This is a genomic window from Microbacterium croceum (assembly GCF_023091245.1).
Classification (GTDB): Bacteria; Actinomycetota; Actinomycetes; order Actinomycetales; family Microbacteriaceae; genus Microbacterium; species Microbacterium croceum.
In genome coordinates this window covers 360727-378122 of record NZ_JAHWXN010000002.1, presented here as the reverse complement: position 1 = coordinate 378122, position 17396 = coordinate 360727, and the positions used below count along the sequence as shown (strand labels likewise).

General features: G+C 67.4%; 19 protein-coding genes and 1 tRNA gene. 16 read left to right on the top strand and 4 right to left on the bottom strand.

What is annotated here, in order from left to right:
* Window positions 1-32 precede the first annotated feature (32 nt).
* The gene (sp36, locus tag KZC51_RS15870; RefSeq protein WP_247630993.1) at window positions 33-257 is read left to right on the top strand and encodes a Sp36 family protein; all 225 of its coding nucleotides are present in this window, start codon (window positions 33-35) and stop codon (window positions 255-257) included.
* Window positions 254-712 (top strand): RidA family protein, encoded by a 459-nt coding sequence (locus KZC51_RS15865; RefSeq protein ID WP_247630992.1) that lies wholly within the window; start codon window positions 254-256, stop codon window positions 710-712. The genes sp36 and KZC51_RS15865 overlap by 4 nt, the downstream gene beginning before the upstream one ends.
* 65 nt (window positions 713-777) lie before the next feature.
* On the opposite strand, the gene acs is transcribed toward KZC51_RS15865, so the two are convergent.
* Entirely contained in the window at window positions 778-2745 is a 1968-nt protein-coding gene (gene acs, locus KZC51_RS15860) for an acetate--CoA ligase (RefSeq protein WP_247630991.1), read from the bottom strand.
* 381 nt (window positions 2746-3126) lie between these two features.
* Between acs and KZC51_RS15855 the strand changes: the two genes are divergently transcribed.
* From KZC51_RS15855 to KZC51_RS15800, 12 genes are all read left to right on the top strand, one after another.
* A complete protein-coding gene (locus tag KZC51_RS15855) occupies window positions 3127-4140 on the top strand; it encodes a TadA family conjugal transfer-associated ATPase (protein WP_247630990.1) in 1014 nt (337 codons plus the stop codon).
* Complete coding sequence (locus KZC51_RS15850) at window positions 4134-5045, top strand: type II secretion system F family protein (RefSeq protein ID WP_247630989.1); 912 nt, start codon at window positions 4134-4136, stop codon at window positions 5043-5045. Before KZC51_RS15855 ends, KZC51_RS15850 begins: the two co-directional genes overlap by 7 nt.
* 45 nt (window positions 5046-5090) lie before the next feature.
* Window positions 5091-5288, top strand: coding sequence for a DUF4244 domain-containing protein (locus KZC51_RS15845; RefSeq protein WP_247630988.1), 198 nt, complete (start codon window positions 5091-5093; stop codon window positions 5286-5288).
* A gap of 8 nt (window positions 5289-5296) precedes the next feature.
* Window positions 5297-5671: a TadE family type IV pilus minor pilin gene (locus KZC51_RS15840; RefSeq protein WP_247630987.1), complete on the top strand. Its 375-nt coding sequence runs from the start codon at window positions 5297-5299 to the stop codon at window positions 5669-5671.
* Window positions 5671-6000 (top strand): helicase, encoded by a 330-nt coding sequence (locus KZC51_RS15835; RefSeq protein WP_247630986.1) that lies wholly within the window; start codon window positions 5671-5673, stop codon window positions 5998-6000. Before KZC51_RS15840 ends, KZC51_RS15835 begins: the two co-directional genes overlap by 1 nt.
* A 98-nt stretch (window positions 6001-6098) precedes the next feature.
* The gene (gene topA, locus KZC51_RS15830; protein ID WP_247630985.1) at window positions 6099-8990 is read left to right on the top strand and encodes a type I DNA topoisomerase; all 2892 of its coding nucleotides are present in this window, start codon (window positions 6099-6101) and stop codon (window positions 8988-8990) included.
* On the top strand, window positions 8987-9622 hold the full coding sequence (tmk, locus tag KZC51_RS15825; protein WP_247630984.1) for a dTMP kinase: 636 nt from the start codon (window positions 8987-8989) through the stop codon (window positions 9620-9622). The genes topA and tmk overlap by 4 nt, the downstream gene beginning before the upstream one ends.
* Before the next feature lie 65 nt (window positions 9623-9687).
* On the top strand, window positions 9688-10845 hold the full coding sequence (locus KZC51_RS15820; RefSeq protein WP_247630983.1) for a DNA polymerase III subunit delta': 1158 nt from the start codon (window positions 9688-9690) through the stop codon (window positions 10843-10845).
* On the top strand, window positions 10842-12398 hold the full coding sequence (locus KZC51_RS15815; RefSeq protein ID WP_247630982.1) for an alpha/beta hydrolase: 1557 nt from the start codon (window positions 10842-10844) through the stop codon (window positions 12396-12398). Before KZC51_RS15820 ends, KZC51_RS15815 begins: the two co-directional genes overlap by 4 nt.
* Window positions 12399-12468: 70 nt before the next feature.
* Window positions 12469-12541, top strand: a tRNA-Thr gene (locus KZC51_RS15810).
* Between the two features lie 67 nt (window positions 12542-12608).
* The gene (locus tag KZC51_RS15805) at window positions 12609-13190 is read left to right on the top strand and encodes an isochorismatase family protein (protein ID WP_247630981.1); all 582 of its coding nucleotides are present in this window, start codon (window positions 12609-12611) and stop codon (window positions 13188-13190) included.
* On the top strand, window positions 13187-13720 hold the full coding sequence (locus KZC51_RS15800) for a DUF1697 domain-containing protein (RefSeq protein WP_247630980.1): 534 nt from the start codon (window positions 13187-13189) through the stop codon (window positions 13718-13720). The genes KZC51_RS15805 and KZC51_RS15800 overlap by 4 nt, the downstream gene beginning before the upstream one ends.
* Here the strand turns inward: KZC51_RS15800 and KZC51_RS15795 are convergent.
* Entirely contained in the window at window positions 13717-13950 is a 234-nt protein-coding gene (locus KZC51_RS15795) for a hypothetical protein (protein ID WP_247630979.1), read from the bottom strand. The two genes, KZC51_RS15800 and KZC51_RS15795, sit on opposite strands and share 4 nt — an antisense overlap.
* 25 nt (window positions 13951-13975) lie before the next feature.
* On the opposite strand from KZC51_RS15795, the gene KZC51_RS15790 reads away from it, so the two are divergent.
* A complete protein-coding gene (locus KZC51_RS15790) occupies window positions 13976-14491 on the top strand; it encodes a CGNR zinc finger domain-containing protein (RefSeq protein WP_247630978.1) in 516 nt (171 codons plus the stop codon).
* A 26-nt stretch (window positions 14492-14517) separates the two neighbouring features.
* Here KZC51_RS15790 and KZC51_RS15785 read toward each other — a convergent pair whose 3' ends face one another.
* Together KZC51_RS15785 and KZC51_RS15780 are read right to left on the bottom strand one after the other, a co-directional pair.
* Window positions 14518-15066, bottom strand: a complete 549-nt coding sequence (locus KZC51_RS15785) for a type 1 glutamine amidotransferase domain-containing protein (RefSeq protein ID WP_247630977.1) — start codon at window positions 15064-15066, stop codon at window positions 14518-14520.
* Window positions 15067-15431: 365 nt separating this feature from the next.
* Window positions 15432-15641 carry a helix-turn-helix domain-containing protein gene (locus KZC51_RS15780; RefSeq protein WP_247630976.1) on the bottom strand — a complete coding sequence of 70 codons (210 nt, stop codon included), beginning with the start codon at window positions 15639-15641 and terminating at the stop codon, window positions 15432-15434.
* A gap of 281 nt (window positions 15642-15922) precedes the next feature.
* On the opposite strand from KZC51_RS15780, the gene KZC51_RS15775 reads away from it, so the two are divergent.
* On the top strand, window positions 15923-17386 hold the full coding sequence (locus tag KZC51_RS15775; RefSeq protein WP_247630975.1) for a P-loop ATPase, Sll1717 family: 1464 nt from the start codon (window positions 15923-15925) through the stop codon (window positions 17384-17386).
* Window positions 17387-17396 lie beyond the last annotated feature (10 nt).

Here is a 17396-nt window from a genome sequence, read left to right as displayed (position 1 = left end):
CGGTGCGGTGGCGCCGAATCGATAGGAGTGCCATGACCACGTGGGAGTACGTCACCACGCCGCTGCTGATCCACAACACGGCGGCCATCCTCAACAACTGGGGCAAGCAGGGCTGGGAGCTCGTGCAGGTCGTCCAGGGCCCCGAGGGTGGCCTCGTCGCCTACTTCAAGCGCCCGGTGACTCAGGACGGCTCGAACAGCTCGGGCCTCGCCGCCGCGGCCGAAGCAGCTCGTCAGTTCGAAGGCGGCGCAGCATGACCGTCAGCGCTCGTCTCGCAGAGCTCGGCATCGAGCTCCCCGCCGTCGCCGCGCCCGTCGCGGCCTACGTGCCCGCGGTCAGCCACAGTGGGCTGGTCTACACCTCCGGGCAGCTGCCCTTCACCGATGGTGCCCTGCCCGCGACCGGCAAGGTCGGTGCGGCCGTCTCCGCCGAGGATGCGAAGGAATACGCCCGCACGTGTGCGCTGAATGCGCTCGCGGCAGCAGCCGATGTGGCCGGCGGGGTCGACCGCATCGCCGGCGTGCTGCGCCTCGGAGGGTTCGTGGCTTCTGCCCCGGAGTTCTCGGGGCAGCCGGGTGTCATCAACGGCGCCAGCGAAGTGCTCGGAGAGATCTTCGGTGATTCCGGGCGCCACGCACGGGCGGCGGTCGGCGTCGCGGTTCTCCCGCTGGACAGCCCGGTCGAGGTCGACGTCGTCTTCATCCTCGTCTGACGGCATCATCGTCGAACGGCGAACGGCCTCTTCCAGATGCGGAAGAGGCCGTTCGCCGTTGAGGTCTACTTCACCTGAGCCGAGATGATGCTCATCACCGCCGTGTCGGCGAGTGTGGTGGTGTCGCCGACCTCACGGCCTTCGGCCACATCGCGCAGCAGGCGACGCATGATCTTTCCCGACCGGGTCTTGGGCAGCTCGCCGACGATGTAGACGTCGCGCGGACGAGCGATGGCTCCGATCTGCTCGCCGACCCAGAGTCGGAGCAGCTGGGCGAGGCCCGCAGGATCGTGCGCGGCGAGGTAGCTCTCCTTGATGATCACGAAAGCGACGACCGCCTGGCCGGTGGTCTCATCGGCCGCACCGACCACGGCCGCCTCGGCCGTGGCCTCGTGCGCGACCAGCGAGGACTCGATCTCGGCAGTCGACAGGCGGTGACCCGAGACGTTCATGACGTCGTCCACCCGTCCGAGCAGCCAGAGGTCGCCATCGTCATCGAGGCGCGCCCCGTCGCCGGCGAAGTAATATCCCTGGTCCTCGAACTTCTCCCAGTACGTCTCCTTGTAGCGCTCGGGGTCGCCCCAGATGCCGCGGAGCATGCTCGGCCATGGCTCGGTGATCACGAGGAGTCCGCCATTGCCGTTGCCCACCTCGGCACCCTGCTCGTCGACGACGTCGATCGAGATGCCGGGCAGGGGGACCTGCGCGGAGCCGGGCTTGGTCGAGGTCACGCCGGGGAGGGCGGAGACCATGATGGCGCCGGTCTCTGTCTGCCACCAGGTGTCGACGATCGGGGCCTTGTTGCCGCCGATCACCTCGCGGTACCACATCCACGCCTCGGGGTTGATCGGTTCGCCCACCGATCCGAGCAGGCGCAACGAGGACAGGTCGAACTTCTGCGGCACCGCGCGTCCGATCTTCATGAACGAGCGGATGGCGGTCGGCGCGGTGTAGAAGATAGAGACCTTGTACTTCTCGATGATCTCCCACCAGCGACCGGGGTGCGGAGCATCCGGCGTGCCTTCATAGAGCACCTGCGTGGCGCCGTTCGCGAGGGGGCCGTAGGCCACGTAGGAGTGTCCCGTCACCCAGCCGATGTCGGCAGTGCACCAGAAGACGTCGGTCTCGGGGTGCAGATCGAACACATATTTGTGCGAGTACGCGGCCTGGGTGAGGTACCCGCCGGACGTGTGCAGGATGCCCTTCGGCTTTCCTGTCGTGCCCGATGTGTAGAGGATGTACAGCGGGTTCTCGGACGGGAACGCCTCGGCCACGTGCTCGGCGGACGCGGCGGGAACGGCGTCGTGCCACCACACGTCGCGACCCTCCACCCAATCGACCTCGTTGCCGCCGCGCCGCACGACCAGCACGTGCTCGACGGTCTGCTGCTCGCCGTCGCCGCGATCGCCGAGCGCCTGGTCGACGGCGGGCTTGAGCGCCGAGACGCGACCCTTGCGATAGCCGCCGTCGGCCGTGATGACGACCTTGGCGCCGGCGTCATCGATGCGGGCTCGCAGGCTGTCGGCGCTGAACCCTCCGAACACGACCGAGTGGATGGCGCCGAGACGGGCCACCGCGAGCATCGATGCGATGGCCTCGGGGATCATCGGCAGGTAGATCGCGACGCGATCGCCGTGGCCGATGCCGAGGTCGGTGAGCACATTTGCGACGCGCTTGACCTCGTCGGTCAGCTCGGCGTATGTGATCGTGCGCGAATCGCCGGGTTCGCCCTCCCAGTGCAGGGCCACGCGGTCGCCGTTGCCGGCCTCCACGTGGCGATCGAGGCAGTTGTAGGCGACGTTGAGCTCGCCGTCGTCGAACCACTTCGCGAAAGGCGGGGCCGACCAGTCCAGAACCCGCGTGAACGGCTTGTGCCAGTGCAGCAGCTCGCGCGACTGCTCCCCCCAGAAGGCTTCACGGTCGGCGGCGGCACGTTCGTACAGCTCCGGTGAGGAGATGGACTGGGCCACGAAGTCCTCGGACGGCGGGAACTTGCGCGTCTCGTCGAGAAGATGGTCGATCTGGCTGCTCATCAGCAGGCGCTCCTTTGCGTCAGGGCATGGTCGTGAGGGGGCACGATCAAGTCAGGGCGAATCTAGTCCGGCCCTCCGACATCGCATACTGCCGAAAGTAGGTAGTGCCGCGGGTTTTGTCAGGACGGTCGCCTTGCGTACACTCGACGACAGCCGAATACTCATTCCGGCCTTGGTGTGCCCCGATTCCCCCGATCGTGGAACGCCGTGGGCGGCATCTCATTCCCCCCGTGAGGTGCCGCCCTTCTCCGTCTCCGCCGCATGCCACCTCCCGGGGCATGAGGGGATGCCCCTTCTGCACCGGAGGTCGGAGGGAGGAGTTGTGCACAGGGCCTGCGATCTCGGCGTCGCCGCGTAGGTCCCGGCTCCTAGCGTCGGGGCATGGCCGATTCCTTCGTCATCCAGCCCCGACACGGGGGCGCCGAATTCGATGCAGATCCGCGCGGGTGCGCATCTGCATCGCGAGTGGACGAGGAGTTCGGGCCGCTCGCCCCGTACTGTGCCGACGAGGCGGTCACCGACATCTTCGTCAACGGAGCCCGCGGTCTGTTCGTCGATAGAGGCAGGGGCGCTGAGCCCGTCGTCGGTTGGAGCGCCTCGGAACGCGAGGTGCGTGATCTCGCCGTGGCCCTCGTCGGGCTCGGCGGAAGGCACCTTGACGATCAGGCTGCCTGCGTCGACGTGCGCCTCGCCTCCGGCATCCGGGTGCACGCGGTGCTGGCGCCTATCGCCACAGCGGGCACGGCGTTGTCGATTCGGGTCCCGCGCGTGCACGCCGCCGACCTCGATGCGCTCGCCGCCAGGGGAGCAGTCGATGAACGTCAGCAGCGCTGGCTGCGGGGGCTCGTCGAGAGCAGAGCGAACATCCTCATCACGGGTGGGACGGGCACGGGCAAGACGACGCTGCTCTCCGCCCTGCTCTCGGAAGCGCCACCCGGCGAACGCATCGTGACGATCGAGGACGTCGCCGAGCTCCGTCCGCGACATCCGCATCATGTGGCGCTCGAGGCGCGACAGGCGAATCTCGAGGGTGCGGGGGAGATCAGCCTCGCCCGGCTCGTGCGGGAGTCGCTGAGGATGCGCCCGGATCGGCTGGTCGTGGGCGAATGCAGAGGAGAAGAGGTGCGAGAGCTCCTGAGCGCTCTCAACACCGGGCACGACGGGGGAGCGGGAACGCTCCACGCGAGCGGTCTTCGCGACGTGCCCGCGCGGCTCGAAGCGCTCGGAGCGCTCGCGGGGATGGATGCCACCGCGCTCGCGCGTCAGGTCGTCAGCGCGTTCACGATCGTGCTGCACCTCGAGCGGGCGCCCGATGGTGTGCGTCGGATCGCCCAGGCCGGCGTCTTCGAGCTGAGGGGCGACCGCTTGGACATCGAGGAGGTGCGGCCGTGGTGACCAGGATCCGGCGGGCGTCCTCGGCGCCGCGGAGCGACGCGACGGCTGTCGATGCGGCGACGTCGGTGCAGACGCTCGCGGTCCTCCTGCAGGCTGGTGCCGTTCCCCTCGTCGCCTGGCGGCACCTCGCCGACACCGGCGACGTGCACGCCCAGGCCGTGGTCGCGCGTCTCGACGCCGGTATGCCGCTGCTCGCGGCGATCGAGGCCGAAGGTGGATCGTGGGTCGACCTCGCTGCCGCGTGGGAGATCGCCACCACCGTCGGCGCGCCGCTTGCCGAGGTGCTGCGCATGATCGCCGAGACCCTGCGGGATGCGGCCTCCGCCGCTGATGACGTGCGCATCGCCCTCGCCGAACCCGCGGGGACGGCGAGACTGCTGCTGTGGATGCCCCTCGCCGGTCTCCTGCTGGGATTCGCGCTCGGGTTCGATACGGTCGGTGTCATCGTGCGCAATCCGCTGGCGGCGGCGAGCGTGCTCCTCGGTCTCTGTCTGGTCGGCGTCGCGCGGCTGTGGACCCGTCGACTGCTCAGACGCGCCCGCCCGCGCCCGGGAACTCCGGGGATGCGGGCCGAGCTCGTGGCCATCGCGGTCTCCGGCGGTGCCTCGATCGACCGCGCCCTGCACCTGGTCGCGGCGAGCCCCGTCTCCGGGGATGATCCTGAGCGCCGGATTCGCTCGGTCCTCGATCTCTCTCGCGCCGCCGGCGTCCCGGCTGCAGAACTGCTCCGCGCCTCCGCCGCGCAGGAGCGCCATGCGTCACGGGTGCAGGGCCGGCTGCGTGCCGCGCGCCTGTCGACGCGACTGCTTCTTCCCCTCGGCGTGTGCACTCTGCCTGCCTTCCTCCTGCTCGGCGTCGCCCCGTTGCTGCTCAGCGTCCTCGGCTCGACACCGCTTCCCTTGTGAACCATCACCCGATGCGCACGCATCCTCAGAGAAAGAAGGAACACCATGATCGCTCTTCCGAGATTGGACCGGCGACGTGCTGCTGCGCTGTTCGCAGACGACAGCGGTGCGGCGACCGCAGAGTACGCCATCACGACGATGGCCGCCGTGGCCTTCGCCGGCTTGCTGGTGGTCATCATGCGTTCGGACGAGGTGCGGGGGATCCTCACCGATCTCGTTCGCCGGGCCCTCACCGTATCGTGACCTGCCCGATGAAACGCGCGCGGCGCGAACGGCCCACCACGGCACTGCGGCACGAGGCGGAGCGCGGTTCCGTGGCTGCCGAGCTTGCCGTCGCCCTTCCCGTCGTCGTGCTCACCCTCGCTCTCGGTGCCGGAGCTCTCGGGGCGGCGGCACGGCAGGTGGCGTTACAGGATGCGGCGGCCGATGCCGCGCGGATGCTCGGCCGCGGTGAGAGTGACGACGCAGCAGCGCGGATCGTCAGCGGCGCGGTGCCGGGCGCAGGGCTGTCGTCGTCGCGAGGTGACGAGCTGGTCTGTGCCACGACGAGCGCCGATGCCGAGATCGGAGGGGTGATCCGGCTGCCGCTGATGGCCAGGAGCTGCGCGCTCGACGGGGGTGGCTGATGGCGGGGTCTGCCGTCGCCGCGGGTCTGCTCGGGGCGGTCGCGGCTCTCACCCTCGGCCTCGCCGTCGTCGGGGGAGCCGCGGTCACCGCGCAACGTGCAGCCGGTGCGGCCGACGCCGCGGCGCTCGCCGCTGCAGACGCGGCCAGCGGCGCGGTGCCGGTTGCAGAAGAGCCGTGCGCGGTCGCGGCGCGCGTCGCTTCGGCGGCCGGTGCGACGGTGACGCGGTGTGCGATCACAGGCTTCGTGGCGACCGTGGAGGTGCAGGCGGCGTACGCTGGACTCGCTGCCGTGTCCCGAGCCCGCGCTGGGCCACCCGAGGGGAACTGACGGCGGCGCGAAGCACCGATCCCGCGAACAAGCAGGCGCTGACTGTGAACAACCCGCACAGTGGTGTGTATGGTGTGCTTCGAAGAAAGGACGCACCCTTGGCTGAAGGCAAGAAGCTCGTCATCGTCGAGTCCCCGACGAAGATGCGGTCTATTCAGGGATACCTCGGCGACGGCTACGAGGTGCTCAGCTCGGTCGGCCATATCCGCGACCTCGCCGACAAGAAGGACATCCCGGCTGCCGATAAGCAGGCGTACGGGAAGTACTCGATCGACATCGACAACGGCTTCGACCCGTACTACGTCGTGTCCGACCGCAAGACGAAGACCGTCGCCGAGCTCAAGCGTGCGCTCAAGACCGCCGACGAGCTCCTGCTCGCCACTGATGAGGACCGCGAAGGCGAGGCGATCGCCTGGCACCTGCTCGAGACCCTGAAGCCGAAGGTCCCGGTCAAGCGCATGGTCTTCCATGAGATCACCAAGGACGCGATCCAGGCGGCCGTCGGCAACACCCGTGAGCTCGACCACGACCTGGTCGATGCGCAGGAGACCCGCCGCATCCTCGACCGTCTCTACGGCTGGGACGTGTCGCCGGTCCTCTGGTACAAGGTCAAGACCGGTATCTCCGCCGGACGCGTGCAGTCCGCTGCGACCCGTCTGATCGTCGACCGTGAGCGCGAACGCATGGCGTTCACCTCCGCCGAGTACTGGGACGTCGACGCCGCTGCCGCGGCGACCGGCACCTCGTTCAAGATCCGCCTCGTCCGAGTCGACGGCGGACAGCTCGCCCGCGGCACGGACTTCGACGACAGCGGAAAGCTCAAGAAGGCCGTCGTCATCCTCGATGAGACCCAGGCCACCGCGCTCGCGCAGGCGATCGACGCCGTCGGTGCGGGTACGGTCACCAAGGTCGAGGCCAAGCCGGGCACACGCAGCCCGTACGCGCCGTTCACCACCTCCACGATGCAGCAGGAGGCCGGTCGCAAGCTCTCGATGGGGGCGAAGCAGGCCATGGGCGTGGCCCAGCGCCTGTATGAAAAGGGCTACATCACCTATATGCGTACCGACTCGACGTCGCTGAGCACCCAGGCGGTGCAGGCGGCACGGAGCCAGGCGGTGGCGCTCTACGGCGACAGTGCCGTGCCGCTCAAGCCGCGTGTGTACAAGTCGAAGAGCAAGAACGCGCAGGAGGCCCACGAGGCGATCCGCCCTTCGGGCGACAACTTCCGCACTCCCGCGTCGCTGGCGTCCGAGCTGGACCGCGATGAGCAGCGTCTCTACGACCTCATCTGGAAGCGAACGGTCGCCAGCCAGATGTCCGATGCGAAGTACGAGACCACCACGGTCACGATCGCCGTGGATGCGGCGGGTCGTAAGGCCGAGTTCACGGCCTCGGGAACGGTCTACACGTTCAAGGGCTTCCTGGAGGCCTACGAAGAGGGCCGCGACGAGAAGCGCGGCGACGCGGATGCCGCCGAGAACCAGTCGCTCCCTGCCGTCAGCGTGGGTGACGAGCTCTCCGTCAAGGACGCCGAGGCCAAGGGGCATCGGACGACGCCGAAGCCGCGCTACACCGAGGCATCGCTCGTGAAGGTCCTCGAGGAGAAGGGCATCGGACGACCGTCGACGTTCGCGTCGATCCCCGAGACGATCCTCGACCGCGGGTACGCGGTCAAGCGCGGGCAGGCGCTCGTGCCGACATGGCTCGCGTTCAGCGTGGTGCGTCTGCTCGAGGAGCACTTCGCCGAGCTCGTGGACTACGACTTCACGGCTGCTCTCGAAGACGACCTCGACACCATCGCCCGCGGCGAGCAGAACCGCGTCGAATGGCTGAAGTCCTTCTACTTCGGTTCTGACTCGCACGTGGGTCTGCGCCAGGTGGTCGACAACCTCGGCGAGATCGACGCGCGCGCTCTCAACTCGACGCCGATCACCGACACGGCGACCCTGCGGTTCGGCAAGTACGGGCCGTACCTGGAGGTCGCGGATCCCGAGAACCCCGAGGCCAAACCGCGCATCGTCAACGTCCCCGAGGACCTCGCGCCCGATGAGCTCACCGCGGAGAAGGCGCAGGAGCTCATCGATGCTCCGGTCGCCGGAGACCGCGTGCTGGGGGAGAACCCCGAGAACGGCAAGATCATCGTCGTGAAGGACGGCCGCTTCGGCCCCTACGTGCAAGAGAACGACCCGGTGTCCGAAGACGCCGCAGTCGACGAGAGCACAGGAGAGGTCGTCGAGGCGCCCAAGCCGAAGCGCGGCGCGAAGAAGGAGACGGCTCCCAAGCCTCGCACTGCGTCGCTGTTCCGCTCGATGTCGGTCGACACTCTCGAGCTCGACACCGCTCTGCAGCTGCTGAGCCTGCCTCGCGTCGTCGGAACCGACCCGGAGTCGGGCGAGGAGATCACTGCGCAGAACGGCCGTTTCGGTCCCTACCTGAAGAAGGGCACCGACTCCCGTTCGCTCGAGAGTGAGTCGCAGATCTTCGACGTGACCCTGGAACAGGCGCTCGAGATCTACGCGCAACCGAAGTATGGCGCGCGCCGGGCATCGAGCGCGCTCGCCGAATTCGACTCCGATCCGGTCAGTGGCAAGCCGATCCGCATCCGTGACGGTCGCTTCGGCGCGTACGTCACCGACAGTGAGACGAACGTGACCATCCCGCGCGGGCAGAAGGTCGAGGACATCACGTTCGAGATCGCCGTGCAGATGCTCGCCGACAAGCGCGCCAAGGGTCCCGCGCCCAAGCGCGGTGCAGCCAAGAAGGCGCCGGCCAAGAAGGCGCCGGCCAAGAAGGCGCCGGCCAAGAAGGCGCCGGCCAAGAAGGCGCCCGCCAAGAAGGCGACGGCGAAGAAGGCGACGGCCACGAAGGCTCCGGCCGATGCGGCGAAGTCGGCGGCGCGGTCTGCGGCGGCGAAGAAGGCTGCGGCGACGCGTGCGGCCAACGCGGCCAAGCGTGAAGCCGAGGCTGCGGGCGCGAAGGCGGACTCGTGACCTCAGGTCGCGGTGTGTGGATCACTCTCGAAGGCGGAGACGGCTCGGGCAAGACCACGCAGTCGAACCTGTTGGCCGACTGGCTGAGCGAAGAGGGGTGCACGGTCGTGCGCACGCGCGAACCCGGTGGATCCGAGGTCGGTCAGCTGATCCGCGACATCGTGTTGCACCACCGCGGCGACATCGCTCCCCGCGCCGAAGCACTGCTGTATGCGGCCGACCGAGCACATCATGTCGCCACGGTCGTCCGACCGGCGCTGGCACGGGGTGAGGTGGTGCTGCAAGACCGCTACCTCGACTCCTCCGTCGCGTACCAAGGGGCCGGGCGTGTGCTCGATGCCACCGAGATCCGCGACCTGTCGCTGTGGGCCGCTGAAGGTGCGCTGCCCGACCTCACGGTGCTCCTCGACCTGGACCCAGCGGCCGCTCGTGCCCGGCTGGACTCGGCCGACAAGCCGTTCGACCGCCTGGAAGCGGAGAAGGCGGAGTTCCACGGACGCGTCCGTGACGCCTATCTCGCGCTCGCGGCCGCAGAACCCGAGCGGTTCCTGGTGCTCGACGCTGCGGCTTCCACGGACGAGATCGCGGCACTCGTACGCGCCAGGGTCGCGGAGTTGCTCTCCTCGCACTGAGTCGGGCTTCTGCAGAGGACACCGCGCGCGCCACGAGCGTCGGTGCTCCCGTCTAGGCTGAGTGCATGCCCCACACCGTCGCGCTCCCTTTTCCCTGGGGCGATGTCTGGGGACAGGACGCGGCCGTCGAGACGCTGCGCGCGGCAGCATCCGATCCCGCAGCGCTGTCACACGCGTGGCTGATCACGGGCCCTCCCGGTTCCGGGCGTTCGACCCTCGCCTACGCCTTCGCCGCTGCGCTCATCGCGGACCGACCCGACGACGAGGCGGCGATGCGCCAGGTGCTCGCCGGCACGCATCCCGACGTCACGGCACTGCGCACCGACAAGGTGATCATCACGATCGCCGAGGCCCGCGCCCTCGTCGAGCGCTCCTACTTCGCTCCCTCGGCCGGGCGCTATCGCGTGATCGTGGTGGAAGACGCCGACCGCATGGTCGAGCGCACGTCGAATGTCCTGTTGAAGGCTCTCGAGGAGCCGCCGGAGAACACGGTGTGGATCCTATGTGCGCCGAGCGAGGCCGATCTGCTGCCCACCATCCGCTCCCGCGTGCGGTCGCTGCGGCTGCGCGAACCCGATGTGGCCGACGTCTCTCGGCTGATCACCCTGCGCACCGGAGTCGATGAGGCCGTCGCGGAACAGGCCGCCCGGCACGCACAGCGGCACATCGGCATGGCCCAGCGCCTCGCCACGGACGAGGGTGCGCGTCGACGCCGGGATGAGACGCTGCGCTCCGTGATCGGGGTCCGTGGTGTCGGAGACGCCGTGGAGGTGGCCGGTCGCATCATCCAGGCAGCCACCGAAGACGCGAAGGCGCTCACGGCGGAGCGCGACGCGCAGGAACGCGCGTCCTTGCTGCGCATGGTCGGCGTCGCCGAAGGGCAGGCGGTCCCCCCCGCGCTGCGCTCTCAGCTCTCGGCGCTCGAAGACGATCAGAAGAAGCGTGCGACGCGCAGCCTGCGCGATGGCATCGATCGCGTGCTGACCGATCTGCAGTCGATGTACCGCGACGTCGTGATGCTGCAGTTCGGGCAGGGTGACGAGCTGATCAACCGCGAGCTGCTGCCGGAGCTGAGTGCCCTGGCGGCGGCCTGGCCCGAGACCCGTACTCTTGTCGTACTTGACCACCTTGCCGACACGCGGCAGTCGCTGGAGCGCAACGTCGCCCCGCTGCTGGCCCTGGAGAGCTTGCTCGTGACCATCGCGAGCGGGAGGACACCGTGAACAACAGACCGACTTCCCGCTTCCGCCGCGCCGCAGCGATCATCGCAGGGCTCGCCGCGGCATCCGTCGCCCTCTCCGGGTGTCTGTACGCGATGATCCCCGAGCAAGCGGACCCGAAGCCTTCGGCCACCAACGCCCCTGATACCGACGGGGTCGCAGCGGATCTGTTGCCGTACTACTCGCAGACACTGACCTGGACCGCGTGCGGCACCGGGTTCGACTGCACCGACGTCACGGCACCGCTCGACTGGGAGAATCCGGGCGCGGGTGAGATCACGCTCTCGGTGGTTCGCCACCAGGCGGAGGGCACGGCGATCGGTTCACTGTTGACGAACCCGGGGGGACCGGGCGCGAGCGGCGTCGACCTCATCCTCAACAGCCTCGACTATGCGGTCGGCGCCGATCTGATCGAGAACTACGACGTGATCGGCTTCGATCCGCGCGGGGTCGGATCCTCCACCGCGGTGACCTGCTTCGACGCGGCCGAGATGGACGACTACCTCTACGGCATTCCGACCGCAACACGGGGGACGGCCGAGTGGGAGGCCGAACTGCTCGACAAGCACAAGGCGTTCGCAGAGGCTTGCGAGGCCAACAGCGACGGCATCCTGCCGTTCATCACGACGATCAACGCCGCACGCGACATGGATCTCATCCGCGCGGTGCTGGGCGACACGCAGCTCAACTACCTGGGTTACTCATACGGCACGTTCCTCGGTGCGACCTACGCGCAGCTGTACCCGGAGAAGGCCGGCCGCCTGGTGCTCGACGGCGCGATCGACCCGTCCGTGCCCGGCCTCGAGGTCGGCGCGACACAGGCTCTCGGCTTCGAATCCGCGCTGAGGGCGTATATGCAGGATTGTCTCGATTCCGGTGAATGCCCGTTCAACGGCACCGTCGACCAGGCGATGACCGACCTCGGCGCGCTGCTCGCCAGCGCCGACCGCACACCTCTGAAGAACGGCGACGGGCGCCTGATGGGCGCGGACTCGATGATGACCGGAATCATCGCCGCGCTCTACTCGCAGGACAGCTGGAGCTACCTCACCCAGGGTCTCGACGAGGCGCTGCAGGGCGACCCGACGACGATGTTCCTCCTCGCCGACTTCTACAACCGGCGCGAGGGCGGAACGTACACCGACAATTCCTCCGAGGCGTTCCGTGCGTACAACTGCATGGACTATCCGGTCGAGGACGACCCCGATGCCGAAGCGGCGACCAGGGCGAAGATCGCCGAGGGGGCGCCGACCATCGCCCCGTACTGGGAGGGTCCTGACTCCTGCGAGGTGTGGCCCTACCCGCCCACCGGCACGCGCGGTGAGATCGCCGCCGCGGGCGCAGGGCCGATCCTGGTCGTGGGTACCACGAACGATCCGGCGACCCCGTACGAGTGGTCGGAGTCGCTCGCGGACCAGCTCGAGGAAGGCGTGCTCATCACGCGCGTCGGCGAAGGGCACACCGGCTACAACAAGGGCAACGTCTGCGTCGACGACGCCGTGGAGGCGTTCCTGCTCGATGACGTGGTCCCGGAAGACGGCCTGCGCTGCGAGTGATCCGGCCTCGATTCGCGAGCGGGACCGAGACAGGGTAATATCGGTGATCGCGCCGGTTCGCCCGTCGCACGCCGCTTTAGCTCAGTCGGCAGAGCATTTCACTCGTAATGAAAAGGTCGTCAGTTCGATTCTGACAAGCGGCTCCGACAGGCCCCGTGATGCGAAGAACATCACGGGGCCTTTCCCGTCCCGGCGGCGTACGCTCAAATCATGAGCAGAGCACTTCTCATCGTCGACGTCCAGAACGACTTCACCGAAGGCGGCGCGCTGGCTGTTGCCGGCGGCGATGCCGTGGCGTCCGCGATCACCGCGTTCCTCGCCGCGCATGCCGGCGACTATCGCGTGATCATCGCTTCCCGCGACTGGCACGATCCGGAGGGCGACAACGGCGGCCACTTCGCAGATGCCGCGGATTTCGTGGACACGTGGCCTGCGCACTGCGTGGCGGGAACCGACGGAGCGGAGTACGACCCGCTGCTCGAGACCGGTGCGGTGACCCATCACGTGCGCAAGGGGCAGGGAAAGCCCGCCTACTCGATGTTCGAGGGCGTCACCGACGAGGACGAGACGGTGGGTGCCGTGCTGACGGCGTCTGGCGTGCTGGATGTCGACGTCGTGGGCATCGCGACCGATCACTGCGTGCGGGCGACCGCCCTGGATGCCGTGGCGCACGGCGTGCGCGTGCGGATCGTCACAGATCTGATCGCGGGAGTCGGCGCGGAGTCGAGCGCGGCGGCGCTCGCCGAGCTCGCGCATGCCGGGGCGGAGCTGGTCGAGAGCGCACAGGCGTGAGCCGCAGTGTCCTGCTGTTGCGCGCCGTGAATGTCAGCGGGCGCAACCGTGTGCCGATGGCGGAGTTGCGTGAGGCATTGGCCACGGATGGGGTGGTCGAGGACGTGTCGACCTACATCGCGAGTGGGAACATCATCTGCGCGCATCCTGACGACCCGGTGGCGGCCTGCGATCGGGTTCGGAAGCTGATCGCTGCGGAGTTCGGGGTCGACACCCCGGTGATCCTCCGCAGGCATCAGGCCCTGGCGGACACGCTCGCTGCCCATCCCTTCGCCGACCCGGTCGAGAAGCTGCTGCACGCGATGTTCCTCGAGGGCCCACCGGCGGATGGCGCGATCGACACACTGCGCGAGCGGCTCGTGCCGGGGGAGGAGATCGTGCTCGTGGGCGATGATCTCTGGATCAACTACGGCGAGGGCGGGGTGCACTCCACCAAGCTCACCACAGCCGTCCTCGACCGGGCGCTCGGGGTCGCGGGGACGGCGAGGAATCTGCGAACCGTGCGCAAACTCGCCGAACTGACCGCTTAGGCGTGCGGAGCCCCCGCCACGGATGGCGTGCCGATCTCCCGGCTGAGCGCGGCGGGCGGCTGCTGCGGATGCGCCTGGACGTCCAGTCGACGGCTGCCGCAGTCGGCGCAGCGCACGTAGAGCAGAGTTCCCTCGCTCGTGCGATGGCGTGATTCGACGATCCAGGCGTGCTCATGCGGTGTCGTCGGCGAAGAGGCGCGGGGGATCGGGAGAGTATGCAACGAAGTCATGCATCCAGCGTGATGTAATGGCCTTATGCATCTCAACCCTTACGGTGAGTACGCGGTGCTGCTGGCGGCATCCCTCGCCAACGACTGGCCCGCGGACCGTGCTGCGATCGAGCAGCGCACGCTCGACATGGGGATGACGATGACCTTCCCGCCGGCGCCCGATGATCACGCGCGGATCCGTGGGGTCATCGACGACTGGCTCGCGATCGTCGACGAGCCCGACCATGACGCACGCGCCGTGCTGCTCAACGCACAGCTCGCCGAAGCGGCCGCGTACCCGAGGCTCACGAATCACGACGGCGAAGGTTGGCACCTGCACTACCGCGACGACGTGCAATCCCTCCCGTTCGTGCTGCGGGCGATCATCAACCTCGGCACCTCCCTGCACCTGGTGACTCGGGGGATGAGCCGACTGGGCCGCTGCGAGGCGTCACCGTGCACGAACGTCGTGGCCGATGTGACGCGGAACGGGCGCCAGCGCTTCTGCTCGGTTCGCTGCGCCAACCGCGCGGCGGTGCGGCGTCACCGGGCGCGCGGCTGAATACGGCTCCAGTCGCGCGTCCAGGCTCAGGCGGTCTGTCCCGTGTGCTCGCCCTCGGCGATCTCCTCGACGACCTTCGCATTGAAGGCAGGTAGATCGTCGGGGGTGCGGCTGGAGACGAGGCCCTGATCGACCACGACCTCCTCGTCGACCCAGTCGGCACCGGCGTTGCGGAGGTCGGTCTTCAGGCTCGGGTAGCTGGTGAGAGTGCGCCCATCGACGACGCCGGCCTCGATCAGGATCCAGGCGCCGTGGCAGATCACCCCGACCGGCTTGTGCTGCGCGAAGAACTCCTTCGCCAGGGCGACGGATGCCTCGTCGAGGCGCAGATGGTCGGCGTTCACGACGCCGCCCGGGAGTACGAGCGCCTCGAACTCGTCGGCGCTCGTGTCGCCGGAGATGAGGTCGACCGTCTGCTCGTGTCCGTTCTTGCCCGTGATGCTACCCGCCGCCGGGGCGATCAGCGTCGCGCTCGCACCCGCGGCGGTCACCGCCTCCCACGGACTCGTCAGCTCGCTGTCCTCGAAGCCGTCGGTCGCCAGGAATGCCACGCGGTTTCCGGTGAGAGTCGCCATGGTCGTCGTCCTTTCAGGAGGGGAGAGTGGATGCGCAGACTCTCCCGCCAGCGCCGCACTCCGTGAAGGGGGTGGCCAGTGCGCGACGAGGGTGATAAAGCGCGAGATCCTCACGCGTGACCCGGAGTGCGCTCCGGGGACCGCCGATCGGTGTGCGGTATGCGGTGGGCCCCGTGGGGCTCGAACCCACGACCCGCGGATCAAAAGTCCGTCGGGGTGGCGCGTCTTCAGGAAACCTCAGATGACCGACGTTGCCCGAAGTGCACCAGAGAAATCAGTGATTCGGACGCCCGTTGTATGGCTGTGGTTCGCCGTGGTGAGGCGTGGTTGGACGGGTTATCGCCGGGATAGTCGAATGCTGCGACTCAGAACAGCTCTCGGATTGACACGCCGAGAGCTGCCGCAAGCTTGTGGATGTTGTCGAGGCTGACATTTCGGACTCCGCGTTCGACTCCGCTGACGTACGTTCTGTCGAGAGAAGCCTCGTGTGCCAGATGCTCCTGCGACCATCCGCGATCTGCGCGCAGCGCTCGCAAACGCTCGCCGAAGTGGCGGCGATGGTCTGCGACGGGCATACGTCAACGCTCCGCCAGCGTTGACGATGAGTTCACGGACTATGAGTCACAATGAGGTGTGTTTCTCGACGAACCCCGCGCGGGCTTCCCGCCCTACCAGGTCAGTCGGTGGCTCGGCCACGCGAGCGTCGTCACGACGGACACGATCTATTCGCATCTATACCCGCCCGACTACGCCAGGCATCTCGACCGGTTCGAGGCCTTCGCGGCACGACTCTAAACGGCGACATCGCGACCTGTATTGGCTGCGAAGCAATATAAGCTACCTGTAACTTGGAGCCGTGACTGCAAAGAAATACCCTGCCATGCAAAGCCTCGATTTCGGCAGGCTCGATGCCAAGGAAGAGGCTGTCGTTTCGCCGGAGCTTCTCCGAAGTGGTTACTACGACTTCGAGAAAGCCGCCTACAGGGTTGCTAGAGGTGAGGGGTGGGTGCTCGTGGGCCCCAAGGGCGCTGGCAAAACCGCGTCGATTGAGCACCTGAACTTGCTGTGGAGCGGCAGGCACGACTGCTTTCTGGATCGGTGGGAGCTTGCAAGCTTCCCGGTGGCAGACGTTGCGGCCTTGCAAGTGGGGGGAAGCCCGGGACCGACCAGCACTCGCGCGGCCTGGGAGTTCTTGCTCTTGCTGCGGATCTTCGCGTCGCTGATGCGAGACCAGGGAGCTAGCTATCCGGTCGAGGTTACTGGGTTCTACAAATCGCTTGTAAAAGCGGGACTGATAGGTCCAGAGGACCTACGTACCAGGTTCGATGACTGGTCGAAGTCCACTGTGAAATTCACGGTTCTATTTTTTACCTACGAGAACGAGAGTGGCGAGATCGAGGCTACGCCTCTCCAGCTTGTCGAGCTGCTCAAGCGGGCAATCGAGATGGTCCGCACTGAGTCGCGGCATCTGCTCGCGATCGATGGGCTAGACTCGTTCTTCGCCCAGTCGGAGACTCAGAATGAGTCACTAGGTGCGCTGCTCGACGCGGCATATGAGATCAACACTCTTCTGCGGGCACAGTCCCAAGCGTCCATCCTCCTCGCGATCCGTCACGACATGTTCGCGAAAGTGCCGAGCACTGACTCAGCGAAGCTAGGTGATCACGCAGTTGAGCTTGACTGGAGCCGAGGTGGCGCCGGAGCGGGCAACGAGCTCTGGAATCTTGTCAACGCGAAGGTCAAGGCTTCGATCCCTGGCTCGTTCGACGGCCTGACATTGGGGGATGTAAGAAAGGCGTACCTTGCGAACCCCATCGGGATTGGGCCGTTCGTGGATATCCCCTCGTACTTCCTGTCGCACACTCGACTGCTACCTCGCGACCTTGTCGCACTCCTGCGCGAACTGCAGCAGCTCCACAAAGGGAGTGGGCAGGTGCGACAGGAGGTGGCCAAGGAGGCCGTTCGGCTTTACTCTGAGACGTACTTCGTGCGTGAGATCACCAACAATCTGAGCCGCGTGCTTCCTAGCGCTAGCTCCGAGAAGGTCTCGGTTCTCATTGATGCGCTCAGCGCTCTGTCAAGCAGAACCTTCAACGTGAAGGCGCTTCAGCCTGAGTTGGACGGCTTTATCTCGAACGATGAGCTTCGCATACTGCTGAAGCAACTCTTTCTGGTCGGCGCACTTGGTGTTCGCACGAAGAACCAAGGAACGATGCACACCAACTTCAGCTTTCGTCGGACCGCGGGCGGGGGATTCTCGTTCATCTCCGACTATGTCTTGCACAACTCACTAGTGGTTGCCTGGAATCTCAACTGGTAGGTACGCCGGT

Coding starts and splice junctions, on each gene's coding strand:
- sp36 (WP_247630993.1), top strand. CDS start 33: ATGACCACGTGGGAGTACGTCACCACGCCGCTGCTGATCCACAACACG.
- KZC51_RS15865 (WP_247630992.1), top strand. CDS start 254: ATGACCGTCAGCGCTCGTCTCGCAGAGCTCGGCATCGAGCTCCCCGCC.
- acs (WP_247630991.1), bottom strand. CDS start 2,745: ATGAGCAGCCAGATCGACCATCTTCTCGACGAGACGCGCAAGTTCCCG.
- KZC51_RS15855 (WP_247630990.1), top strand. CDS start 3,127: ATGGCCGATTCCTTCGTCATCCAGCCCCGACACGGGGGCGCCGAATTC.
- KZC51_RS15845 (WP_247630988.1), top strand. CDS start 5,091: ATGATCGCTCTTCCGAGATTGGACCGGCGACGTGCTGCTGCGCTGTTC.
- KZC51_RS15840 (WP_247630987.1), top strand. CDS start 5,297: ATGAAACGCGCGCGGCGCGAACGGCCCACCACGGCACTGCGGCACGAG.
- KZC51_RS15835 (WP_247630986.1), top strand. CDS start 5,671: ATGGCGGGGTCTGCCGTCGCCGCGGGTCTGCTCGGGGCGGTCGCGGCT.
- KZC51_RS15820 (WP_247630983.1), top strand. CDS start 9,688: ATGCCCCACACCGTCGCGCTCCCTTTTCCCTGGGGCGATGTCTGGGGA.
- KZC51_RS15805 (WP_247630981.1), top strand. CDS start 12,609: ATGAGCAGAGCACTTCTCATCGTCGACGTCCAGAACGACTTCACCGAA.
- KZC51_RS15795 (WP_247630979.1), bottom strand. CDS start 13,950: ATGACTTCGTTGCATACTCTCCCGATCCCCCGCGCCTCTTCGCCGACG.
- KZC51_RS15790 (WP_247630978.1), top strand. CDS start 13,976: ATGCATCTCAACCCTTACGGTGAGTACGCGGTGCTGCTGGCGGCATCC.
- KZC51_RS15785 (WP_247630977.1), bottom strand. CDS start 15,066: ATGGCGACTCTCACCGGAAACCGCGTGGCATTCCTGGCGACCGACGGC.
- KZC51_RS15780 (WP_247630976.1), bottom strand. CDS start 15,641: ATGCCCGTCGCAGACCATCGCCGCCACTTCGGCGAGCGTTTGCGAGCG.